This is a genomic window from Mesorhizobium sp. C120A (genome assembly GCF_030323105.1).
Taxonomy (GTDB): domain Bacteria; phylum Pseudomonadota; class Alphaproteobacteria; order Rhizobiales; family Rhizobiaceae; genus Mesorhizobium.
In genome coordinates, this window is record NZ_CP100476.1 from 3763624 (window position 1) to 3774242 (window position 10619).

Sequence of the window (10619 nt, forward strand, 5' to 3'; positions counted from 1 at the left end):
CGCCATCGAGTGAGCGCCAGTCATTGGCGCGCAAACCGAAAACCCTCCGGCATGGCGTCATACCGGCCCCACCCGTTCCACCGGTTAGCCGGTCCGGATAGTGGTCCCGCTTGCCCACGCGGGAAGCCCATTTGCTACCGCCGCTACCAGCTTATTGAGCGCCTTAGCGGCACACTTAAGGCACGCCGGATCATCGGCATGTATGTCTCCGCCGTGCCCGGCCGACGATGACCAATCTGGGTGGCGGTATCCCATTCGGTTACTCCGTTTAACCTCATCATCGAGCACAAATGTGCCGTAAGCTTCACGATAGGCCGGAGCCTCTTCGTCTGAATCTTGCGAGAAACCCGGCGCTTGCCTAGGCAAAAACCTTTGACCCTATTAAACCGGTGCCACCGAGAGCGGCGATTGCGCCTAAGCGGTTCGGGTGACCATGTTTAAGAAGAAAACTGTCTTCATTGTTGGTGCTGGCGCCAGCGCAGAAGTTGATTTGCCGATGGGAGATGCGCTTAAGGGGCGCATCGGCAAGGCGCTGGGCTTTACCTTCCCGGACGGGTTCAATCCGAAAGAAGGAAATTTGGCTGTTTATTGGGCTGTCCAAGAGCATATCAAGAAGCTGGAAATACGAGATTCTAACCCTTGGTGGCGCGCTGGCCGAGCCATCAAAGCCGCCATGCCGCAAGCTATTTCGATTGATAACTTCATGCACACCCATTCCCATGACGAACACATCGTCTTCATGGGCAAACTCGGGATTGCCGTCTGCATCCTAGATGCCGAACGGGCTTCTAGCCTTCGCGGCGACAAAGATCGGGATGGCAAATTGAATTACGACTCAATCAAAGAGAGCTGGCATTCAACCTTCGTCAAAATGCTTTTGGAAAATGCCCAGGCGAAGGCCACTGACACGCTTTTCGACAATGTGAGCTTTATCACCTTCAACTACGACCGGTGTATCGAACTCTATTTGGAAAAGGCCTTACAAAACTACCTGCTCATCTCGGAGCAGGAAGCGCAGAAAGCCGTCAACAAGCTGACCGTCATCCATCCCTACGGTCAGGTCGGCAGGCTACCGTGGCAACCAAACGGCCAGGTTAAATTCGGCGCCGAACCACATTCAACCGAGCTTTTAGAGATTGCCAAACAGATTCGAACCTTCACCGAACGCGTGGAAACGAGGAGATGATGGCCAGAATTCACGGCCTCATCGCAGAGGCCGAACAGGTGATTTATCTTGGGTTTTCGTATGGGACCATGAACCTTGAGCTGCTGATTGTTCCAGAGAAGGGAAAAAAGAAGTCGCTTGTCCTTGGCACCAGCATAGGTATCTCAGACGCGAACGCTTTCTCATCTCCGAGGAAATTCAAACTTCGCTCGGACCAGAGGCGGTGACTTTTGGAAAAATCGATCTCCCTCCGACAACCTGCAATGAGCTTTTGCGTAATTATTGGAGGCCAATCGCGCGGTGACCGAAGTCTCTTGGCACGGTTAAGAAAACGGCGAAATGCCGGCGAGATGAAAAGACGGAGGCTGAACGAAGGTTGATTCCCCAGTTGTGGATGCGATTGACGCAGCCTTATCCGGTATGAGTCAGGAGTCGGTGTCGGCGCCCCAAATCGCACGCCAACAAAAGCTAACAGCTGCAGTCCGCCCCTTCCCCACCAAAATTCTTCTGGGCAAAATTCAAGGCGCTTGAGTAGCTCGTATAGCTCTGGAACTGGCAGACATCGGAGCCGTTGCGCACCTTCATCTGCTCGAGATCCCAGAACGAAACCTCGATGTGGTCGTTGGCGCAATAGACCGTGTATTTTTCAGGCTCCAGCGCGCTGGCTTTCTGCAGCGGCATGGAGACGGCAGGAATGGAAAGCGCTGCAAGTGCAAGCATGACGGCGTGGCGTGTGCGCATGGTAAACCCCCGGAGTGAAACCGGCCCGTATTATCGCCGCTATTTTGAAGCGCTGCATCACGGCTTTTTGACGAACCAGATTTTCTTCCGGCAGCCCGTGCTTTCTGCCGCTGCTATATGCTGATCCAGATCTCCAGCGTGTTGGCGCCGATAACGGGGACTGCCTTTATGGTCACCGCTTGGCCGGCAGCGGTAAGGTCGGCGGCCAGCAGTTCGGCGGCGCGGTGGTCGGCGTCGCTGTCGGGATTGTAGCGAACCTCGTTTTTGCCGGCCGCAGCGGCGACCCGTTCTTCACCAGGGCTTGGAATATTCCAGCCCAAGGCCCGCATCTTGGCGGAGAGCGCCTGGGCGTCCTCGCGTGTCATGCCGGCGAACTGGACGTAAACCGTCTGCGGGCTCCGCTGGATATGCAGCCGGTCCTTCAACGTGTTGAGGGCTTCGCGGTCCTGATCGTCGATGATTGCATGCCCATCGACCTCGGACATATGGAGATCCGCGACGGCGCGGCGCGCGGCGGCAAGCACAGGCAGCCAATCCGGGCGGCTCCACAGGTCGGGCGGAACGCTGAGCAAGGTCTCAAGCACGTTGCTGCGCCCGGCAGGCGTCAGTCCGGTCATGTGTCGGAGGCCGGCCATCTCGACGAGAGCCGCCACGACCTTGCGCCGTTCAGGTGCCGGCAGGTCCGGATTGCCGAGGACGGCAATCAATTCACCGCGCAGCGCATCGCTGGCGCCGTCGGCGCTGTCGAGCAGCTTGACGCGGCCCGCCAACGCGTCTGCCGCGGTTCCATCCGGGCCGGGGTTCTTCACTGAATCCGTCCATTCGATGAGCGTGCCGAAATTCAGACTGGTGCGCTTTTCAAGCTCGGCAACCGGGAGCCGGTATCGCTCGGGATCGAATTCGCCTATTGCGTCGGCTGGAATGAAGAACGCGTCGACGACGAATTCGGGCTCCCTCACCTCTCCCATAACGGCAGCCGGGACGGAAGAAACGGCGAGTTTCCAATAGGCGTAAGGGGCCGGCACGCCGCCGATCGGCTGGTCCGCAGGCCGGAAGACCGGACCGCTGAAAATGATCACCCGGTTGGCCAGTGGATTATGTTGCGTGCCCACCCAGCTTTCGAGCCGCGTCCACCTGAGCCGATAGAATTCACGCGCCTGCGGCATCGTGTTCGGCAAGATACGGGTATATTGCGCCAGTTTGAGCGCTGCCGCGGCCGGATCACCTGCGAATTCGGGACCCCACGCAATGTCATTTGCGCTTGCCAAACGCGCCGGCAGCCAGCTTCGATTTTGGCCAAGATACCAGTTGAGATCCGGCTGCACTGAAGTCGGTTGGCGGACATCGTACCGCAATCCGCTGCCGGTGATCTGGAGGCTCACTCTTTGCGAGCGGTCCAGATTGACCGCTGAATAGATGGCCATGCGGTGACTTCGGCCCATGACCAACGAATAGTTGAAGTAGGCCAGCGGCGCCGACAGGCCGACGTCGCTCGCCAAATCGCCGGTTAGCCTGGGAAATCCGATTTTGGCCTGGATAAAATCGATGTTGTATCCCGTAAGGCCGCTGGGCAAGTTGTCGGTAACTTTGCCGAGCAGCGGTTCGAGTGCACTCTGCAGCGGTGCCGGCAACTGGGCGAGAACGACCTCGCCGCTCCTGACCTGATCAGCCAATTCCACAAGCACGGCCTGCCGCAGACTGGGAGTCAGCTCGTCGATGGCCATTTTTTCAAGTTTGAGCTGTGTGATCACCAGCACGGTCGCCGACCGCAGGGTGCCCTGCATGGCTTGCTGCTCGGCGAGCCTTTTGGCGGCGTCATCGACACTCTTCCGCGCGACGTCAAACGCGGCCTCGGCCTGCTCGCGCGCACTTTTTGTCTCTTTAAGGGCCTCGCTAAGGGCTATGTTGAGCGTCGCGAGCCTGTTCGCTGATTCCTCTGCTTGAAGCAGCGCCTTGTCGGCAATCGAGCGCGCATTGAGAGCTTCGTTTCTCTGGGCATAAGCGAAATAGGTCACTGCTGCGAGTATTATCCCAAGCGCGGCGAACACCAAGGTCAGCAGTGTCTTGCGACGATCGCGCGATTTTCTCTCCGTCTCCGCCTTGGCACTCGCCTTGATGAACTCGGCGATGTCGGGGCCCTGCGACAGCTCCGACGCCTCCTTCAGCGCTTCGCCGCGCAGGAGATAGCCGGCATAGCCGGTGTTCTTCCACTGCCGGGCCTGCGCGGCAACGCGGATGCGAAAGCGCTCGATCAGCTCGTCCGAACTCAGTTCGTCGTCGGATGCGAAGCCGTCGCCGGATACGGCACTGTCCTTGGTCACGACGGCAACCGGTTCGGGAACGGCGATGGCAATGTCCCCCGAATCGGTGATTTCACGCGATGCGGATTCGGAGTCGACCGCGACGGCAATTGGCTCGGCTGTTTCGAGGCCGCCACTGCCTGCGAAGGGCGCTAGACGCGCCGGGCTGACATCGGCGGAGGTGATGCCGGGACGCGTGACCAGTTCGGCAGACCAATAGTCGAGTATACGCTGCGCCGCGCGCCGGTCGGATTCCCGTTCGATAGTACTACCCGCGCGCCGCGCCTGGGCGAGGAAGTCGCGGATGGTTTGTGCATCCGGAATCGCGTTGTCGGCATCAGCGTCCGTCGTCTCGGCGCCGGCCTTGTCGCTGCGCTTCATCGAGGGGTCGACGGCTTCATTGCTGCTGGCGATCCGCATCAGTTCGAGATGCGCGACCCGGATGTCGCTCAGCGAGTCGAAATCCGCATCAGCCGAGGTTGCGGTCTGAGCGTCGGTCGCCGGTTCATCGCTCATGGCCCTAGCTCCTCAATGATCCTGTGCAAAGGCGTGCTGACGCGGACGATCGAGGCACATTCGGTTTTGAGCGCCAGATCGACCTGGACGAAGCGCTGCTGGGCCTCATCCCGATAGGCTTCGAAGGCAAGGATGAAGGCGGGGTCGACGGTCTCGCGCGCCAGCTCGTCGTTGACGTCGGTGGAGTAGCCGGCGAGCGTGGTTCGCCATTTTCCGTTCGGGTCGAGATCGGCGAGAACCTGGACCTTCACTTCCAGATTTCGCCACAGCGGCGAAAACTGGAAAGGCAGCGACTTGTCCGCCGCCGCCCCCCTTCCACCGGTTCGATCAGATCGGTGAGGTTGGCCAGTTTGTTGTCGATGTCCTGCCAGAGCTTGTGCTCGACTACGCGGGCATAGATGGTCGAAGACAGTACCTTGATCGCGTCATGCGCGGCCTTTATCGCAGGCACGGAAGGCTCGCCGGCTGGAAGTTTGCCGGCTATTGTTTCGAGCCCCGCGGCCAGGATGCCGAAAGGCAAGTTCTTTGCGGTGACGAATATCTGCTGGTTCAGCCGCGAGGGTACGACGCGCAGCACGGTGCGCACATCCAGCAAGGCATCGTAGGCGTCGGCCGATGTGTTGGGGATTGCGCCCTGCAGTTTCGCCGCAGCCTGCCCGAGGTCGTCGAGCCATGCCTGCTCGATGTCGCGAAGCGCCGGCCCAGGGGGCAATACAGTGACCTTGTCGCCGGCGGATGCGCAGAAGAGCCTCAACTGGTTGAGGAATTTGCGCAGGACGCGGACTTGATTCAAATCAGCGCCCATGTCTCGCCCGGCGATCATCAGGGTCTGGAAGCTGCCGATGCCATATTGAAAGCTCTGCAGGCCATCATGCAAGTTCTTGTAGGTCGCAAGAACATCGATCTGGCTGGTGACGGCGGTGAGCCCATCGCCGGCGGCGAGTACGGCCTGAATGTCCTTTGGCTGCTGGTTGACGGCATCGAAGCCGGCAACGGCCGTGTTGACGCGGTCATCGGTGGTCAGGCCCGGCAGTTCGGGCGTCGGTTTCTCGCCCGCGGCAAGTTCATCCAGATAGGCTTTGCATATTGCGGCGCATTGCGGATTTTGCTGAACGACAGTGTCTATCAGCGGCTGCGACAGCTTGTTGGTCAAGGCATAGTCGAGGATGTTGAACCAGACTGTGAGCGCCGCGCCCTGGAAGTTGATGGCGCCAGCGACGATCCCAGCGTCCTTGGTTACCTGCAACCAATCGGGAGGCAATGGGTAGAGATCAGCCAGTTGAAGCCTGAGGTCGAAATAGGCGCTGATCTCTGAACTCCCTGGTGTTTGGTGTGTGGCGTTATAAACCGTCACATCCGAAAAAATTTACATGCCGTAGTCCCAAATCGCCGCGCATCGAGCTGCGCCATCGGTCTGCATAGCTCACCATCTACACAGGCTTTGCCGCGAGGTCTTGGATGATGGTGTCGATCGCGATGCCTTCGTTGCGATAATATGTGCTTTTGGCAGGCGCGTTGGGCTCGGTGAGCCAGCCTCCGCTGTGATGCAGCGCAATCAGGTTCCAGTCGGTGTCGAAGACCGGCGAGCCCGACGAACCCGGCAGTGTGTCGGTCAGATACTGGACGCGGCCGCCGCCGACGAAGGCCACGACATTGGCGACGAACGAAATCTGTTTCTGCGCACCGCCGGGATGCTGGATGATGTTGACATGATCGCCGGCCTTGACGGTCATGGTTTTCAATTCCAACTCGCCCCATTTGGAGGCATCGCCCTTGATGCGGACGGCGGACCAATCATTGTCCTTGGAGGTACGAAGAGGCACGGCGGTGTCGATGTCGAACTGGTCGAGCGGCGCGTCGAGCCCGGCAACGGTGCGCTGATAGTTGAACTGGACCACCGTGCCCGCCAATGAAGCGCCGTCAGGCAAGACATGGTTGTTGGTGATCAGTATCCCGCCGGTGGTCATGAAGCCGGTGCCGGAGCTGCCATCCGCACGCTTGATGCGCACCACCGATCTTGCCCTGACAAGGCCGAGTTCGAGATAGCTGATCGGCACCAGCGTGCTCTTGTCGCCAAGGATTTTTTCGAGCTGGGCCGGCGCCGTCGCGCCGCTCCAATTGGCGGTCGCGGGGCCTTCGACCGGCGGCGGCGGGGCGTGCTGCTTTGCCTGCAGCAGTGCCTGGTCGCCGGGATTCTCATCGAGTGCAAAGGCGACGAGGTCGTCGGCCCTGGTCTCCTGCTTTGCGCGCTGGACAATCGCAAACCAGTTGTTGATCGCCTTGTTGTCAAAGGCGATCTGGGCCGTCGAAAGACCGACACCTTTGGCAACACGCACGCCGTCGCCGATCATCGGGTAAAGGTTGGCGAGGATGCGGTTGAGACTCTTCAGTTCGGATTGCGTCCATTCGGTCATGGGATTCCCTCCGACCCTAAGCCTTCTTCTTCCGCTTGCGTGATCCCGCCCGCATGGCAATTTCGGTGCCGCGAACCGTTTCGTACTGGTCGGCATCGACCAGCGACTGGTCGAAGCTGACGCCGGTCATTTCGGAGATTTCGGTCAGCGGGTACATGGCGCCGATGAATTCTTCGGAGACCGTGAACTCCAGTTCCGTGTCCGACAGATCCTGTTCGAGCACGAAGCCGTAGCTGGCGATGCCGTCACTGACGCGGGCGACCACCACCTTCCAGAAGCGGCGCGGCACCGGCGCGCGGAGACTGGTGCCTTTGGGACCCTTGCCGGCAAAGGTCCGGTCGTCTTCGGCGAGGACCGGCCCGGCGAAGACGCACAGCCGCTCGCTGGCCGCCTCCGACAGGACGTGGTTCTCAAGATCGCCCCAGTTCTTCTCGCCGCTGTCGGAGCGGTTGTAGCCTTCGACCTGGGGCGAGCAGTTGGTGACATGGAAGGAGCAGACATTGCCCCTGAGCAGAAGCTCGAACGTGCTGCCCCAGGCCACGTCATCGCGCCTGACGATATGGCCCTTGTCGAAGGCGCCCTGATCCTGGGTGTAGAAGACGTCGGGGATCTGGTACTTGTCGTCGAGCCGCAGATCCGGGAACCAGCGCTCGCTGAACAGGCCGCCGCGCGAATAGTTGCGGCCCTTTTCCGGCTCGCGCAGATTGCTCTCCTCGGTGACGTTGGAGGCGGTGAACAGCGCCAGCCGCCGCTTGGCGTGCATCTTGAGCGAAAAATTCTGGTAGTCGAGTTGCGTGCCGCCGGCCTTGAGCGGCGCCAGCACTGAGAGGTCGGTGGCCTCAGGCATCGGCACAACGACCGGCGCGAGTTTAGTGCCGCCAGAGAGAAATTTCTCGTCGTAGCCCTTATAGCCGGCATAGTCCGCGACCGTTTTGGGAACGAATGCGCCGCCTGGAGGGGTCGACTTGGCCGCTTCGAGCTCGACCGATTCCGTGACCGCTTCATGGGCAGGCGTTGCGCCGAGCGAGACGGTGATGCGCAACGGCACTTCGAAGGTGACGCTGCCGCCCGGCGAAACGACGACACCTCCGGATGGAGGCGTCTGAGTGGCGACGCCCGGGATCTGCTGGACGCCGCCGACTTCAACCAGGTTTACGCCCTCGGCCGGCGACCCGCTGTCCGCCTTGTTCCACCATGCGCCCCAATCGTTTGGGCCGCCGCTGGCGGCGCCGGCGAAATTGAGGCCGAGGTCGACGACACGCTGGTCCTTGGCGAGCGCGCCGGTGGGCACGGCGTAGTTGCGCTCGAGATAGCGGCCGGCGAAATGCAGCGCCACGACCTCGCCGGTGGCGAGGTTGATCATGGCGGTGCCGGAGTTGCCACCAGTGGTCGAGCAATCATGTGTCGCCGCGCTGACGATCTTGCCGAAACTCTCCGTATCGAAGCCGCCCTGCAGCATGCCCGGTTGCAGGCGCTTGACCTGGAAACGATTGCGCATGAGCTCGTTCTGGACATCGACCGCGTTGCGATTGTCGAACGCGGGATAGCCGATGGCGACGACTTCCTGGCGCAGCATATCGCGCGCGTCGGCGACCGCGAGCGACAGCGGCGTGATGTTGTCGGGCAGGCCTTCGACTTCGAGGATCGCCATGTCCCAATAGGGATGGATCATCCGGACATTGCGGATCTTGAAGACGTTTCCCGCCGCCGAATCGCGCTTGAAGTCGATGCCGGCGGCGCGGCCGTTGATGAATTGCACATTGCGGTCGCCAAGGCCGTCCGCAAATATCTGCGCCACATGACGGTTGGTCATCAGCAGGTTGCGGCCGACGACGAAGCCCGTGCCGCCGTAAGGGATATTGGTGTTCCACAACAGTTCGATACGCCCGATCGCCGGCAGGGCGGCTTCGATGCGCTGCTTCAATGCGGCCTCGCTGGTAAGCTTCGTCCACAGCGAATGGCCAGGTGTCGGGGCGCCGTCGAAAGTCAGCGTCGTAAAGGTGCCATCCTTGATGTCATAGACCGGCCGCAACTCCGGGATGATTATGGCTTCCAGATCGGAAAGCTGCTCGGGCGCGACTTCGGCGCCCCGCGCGAGGCTCTCCATGCCAGCGCGCGCCGATTCAAACGCCGCCTCCGTCTTGCCGGCTTCCGCAGGCGCAAGGGATTCCAGAGCGCCGCCTGCCATCGTCTCCACGTTGCCGAGGACTGATTCAGTCCCCTCGCCCCCGGTGACGAGATCGAGATATTGACGGATTCGCTGCTCTCTGCTGACCGGCATAGTCGCCCCCAAAGGTTCTGTCGAAGAAAAGAAATGTATTGCCCCATTTTAGACTGGTGCAATTCTGACTGGCAGGCAAGGAAACAAATCAACTCGCGTCGAAGATGACCGGAGTGCAACGTCGGCATGTCTCTTTGCCGCAGTCGCTCGCGCGATGTATGACGCTCGCATTATTTCAGCGATGCTGTATGTGATCTCCGTCACAGACGCTCACGCTGTTTGCGCCCACCTATCGCAACGGGTGGAAGGGCCATTGCGGCCGCTCGGTTTTACAGAAATTTTATCACCTATCCATTTTTATCAGTTGGCGCCTGCACGCGCGGCTCCTCTCGCCGCGCGTGCAGGCGGCTTTCCGCCCGGCATGAGCCAGGCACTGGGCGCGACCACTGCGCCAAGCCTTTACAAGGCGTAATCGCAAGGGATGAACGCCGGCCTTTGACGCGGTGCACTCTTGCCTTAGACTTCGGCCCTTAAACTTCGCCGACTGCGGCAATTGGGAATTTGGAACATGGCTTTTGGCGGCCCCAACGACAGAAACGATCTGCCGCGCCTGGCACGCATCGATCCAAAGCTGTTCGATATCCTGTTCAGCGGCTGCAAGGTCGAGCGCTACGCCGCCGGCCAGCATCTGTTCGTTCAGGAAGATGCCGCCGACCGGATCTACGGGGTCATGAGCGGCACGGTGGAAATCTCGATCTATTCGCCCGGCGGGCAGAAGCTGGTGGCCAATATCGAGCTGTCGCGCAGCCTCGTCGGCGAGATCGGCGCGCTTGACGGGCGGCCACGCACCGCCACCGCCATCTGCCTGACCGCTTGCGAGCTGGTTTCGCTCAGCAGGACACAACTATTTGATCGCATTGAGAAAAATCCACCGCTGGCACGCGCGATGATCGAACTTCTGTGCGCCCGGCTGCGCTGGGTCAGCGGCGAACTCGGCGACCAGGCCTTCTTCGGCATCGAGGCGAGGCTCGCCAAACGCCTGGTCTTCCTGGCCAAGGTGATGGCCGACAGCGCCGGCTGGATTCCGATCTCGCAATCGGAACTCGGAGAGTTCCTCGGCGCCACGCGCGAGTCCGTCAACAAGACGCTCAACGACTGGCGCAACCGCTCGTTCATTGCCATCAAACGCGGCGGCCTGCGCATTACCGACACCGGGGCGCTGCGCCATATCGCCGAATCGCAGGACGACGACTGACGCCGAA

At 60.6% G+C, this 10619-nt stretch carries 10 protein-coding genes; 4 read left to right on the forward strand and 6 right to left on the reverse strand.

The features are described 5' to 3' along the window. Positions 1–433: 433 nt before the first annotated feature. Both NL532_RS18230 and NL532_RS18235 read left to right on the forward strand, forming a co-directional pair. A complete protein-coding gene (locus NL532_RS18230) occupies positions 434–1186 on the forward strand; it encodes a hypothetical protein (protein WP_023755265.1) in 753 nt (250 codons plus the stop codon). Next, positions 1183–1392: a hypothetical protein gene (locus NL532_RS18235; RefSeq protein WP_023829835.1), complete on the forward strand. Its 210-nt coding sequence runs from the start codon at positions 1183–1185 to the stop codon at positions 1390–1392. The genes NL532_RS18230 and NL532_RS18235 overlap by 4 nt, the downstream gene beginning before the upstream one ends. 241 nt (positions 1393–1633) lie before the next feature. On the opposite strand, the gene NL532_RS18240 is transcribed toward NL532_RS18235, so the two are convergent. The 4 genes from NL532_RS18240 to NL532_RS18255 all read right to left on the reverse strand — a co-directional run bounded on the left by NL532_RS18240 (position 1634) and on the right by NL532_RS18255 (position 5515). Beyond that, entirely contained in the window at positions 1634–1906 is a 273-nt protein-coding gene (locus NL532_RS18240; protein WP_023730577.1) for a hypothetical protein, read from the reverse strand. A 113-nt stretch (positions 1907–2019) separates the two neighbouring features. Continuing rightward, positions 2020–4587, reverse strand: coding sequence for a DNA/RNA non-specific endonuclease (locus NL532_RS18245; RefSeq protein ID WP_286487397.1), 2568 nt, complete (start codon positions 4585–4587; stop codon positions 2020–2022). 131 nt (positions 4588–4718) lie between these two features. Next, the gene (locus NL532_RS18250; protein WP_286487398.1) at positions 4719–4973 is read right to left on the reverse strand and encodes a hypothetical protein; all 255 of its coding nucleotides are present in this window, start codon (positions 4971–4973) and stop codon (positions 4719–4721) included. Then, on the reverse strand, positions 4970–5515 hold the full coding sequence (locus NL532_RS18255; RefSeq protein WP_286487399.1) for a hypothetical protein: 546 nt from the start codon (positions 5513–5515) through the stop codon (positions 4970–4972). The genes NL532_RS18250 and NL532_RS18255 overlap by 4 nt, the downstream gene beginning before the upstream one ends. On the opposite strand from NL532_RS18255, the gene NL532_RS18260 reads away from it, so the two are divergent. Beyond that, positions 5507–6037, forward strand: coding sequence for a hypothetical protein (locus tag NL532_RS18260; protein ID WP_155923874.1), 531 nt, complete (start codon positions 5507–5509; stop codon positions 6035–6037). The two genes, NL532_RS18255 and NL532_RS18260, sit on opposite strands and share 9 nt — an antisense overlap. A gap of 115 nt (positions 6038–6152) precedes the next feature. Here the strand turns inward: NL532_RS18260 and NL532_RS18265 are convergent, their stop codons facing one another. Further along, positions 6153–7136: a trypsin-like peptidase domain-containing protein gene (locus tag NL532_RS18265; RefSeq protein ID WP_023829837.1), complete on the reverse strand. Its 984-nt coding sequence runs from the start codon at positions 7134–7136 to the stop codon at positions 6153–6155. 16 nt (positions 7137–7152) lie between these two features. Next, entirely contained in the window at positions 7153–9417 is a 2265-nt protein-coding gene (locus NL532_RS18270; RefSeq protein WP_023829838.1) for a DNA/RNA non-specific endonuclease, read from the reverse strand. Between the two features lie 508 nt (positions 9418–9925). Here NL532_RS18270 and NL532_RS18275 point away from each other — a divergent pair. Next, the gene (locus tag NL532_RS18275; RefSeq protein ID WP_023682508.1) at positions 9926–10612 is read left to right on the forward strand and encodes a Crp/Fnr family transcriptional regulator; all 687 of its coding nucleotides are present in this window, start codon (positions 9926–9928) and stop codon (positions 10610–10612) included. Positions 10613–10619: the final 7 nt, after the last annotated feature.

What these genes read in the sequence shown, in the direction of transcription:
- NL532_RS18230 (WP_023755265.1), top strand. Translation starts at nt 434, where the DNA reads ATGTTTAAGAAGAAAACTGTCTTCATTGTTGGTGCTGGCGCCAGCGCA.
- NL532_RS18235 (WP_023829835.1), top strand. Translation starts at nt 1,183, where the DNA reads ATGATGGCCAGAATTCACGGCCTCATCGCAGAGGCCGAACAGGTGATT.
- NL532_RS18240 (WP_023730577.1), bottom strand. Translation starts at nt 1,906, where the DNA reads ATGCGCACACGCCACGCCGTCATGCTTGCACTTGCAGCGCTTTCCATT.
- NL532_RS18245 (WP_286487397.1), bottom strand. Translation starts at nt 4,587, where the DNA reads ATGAAGCGCAGCGACAAGGCCGGCGCCGAGACGACGGACGCTGATGCC.
- NL532_RS18265 (WP_023829837.1), bottom strand. Translation starts at nt 7,136, where the DNA reads ATGACCGAATGGACGCAATCCGAACTGAAGAGTCTCAACCGCATCCTC.
- NL532_RS18270 (WP_023829838.1), bottom strand. Translation starts at nt 9,417, where the DNA reads ATGCCGGTCAGCAGAGAGCAGCGAATCCGTCAATATCTCGATCTCGTC.
- NL532_RS18275 (WP_023682508.1), top strand. Translation starts at nt 9,926, where the DNA reads ATGGCTTTTGGCGGCCCCAACGACAGAAACGATCTGCCGCGCCTGGCA.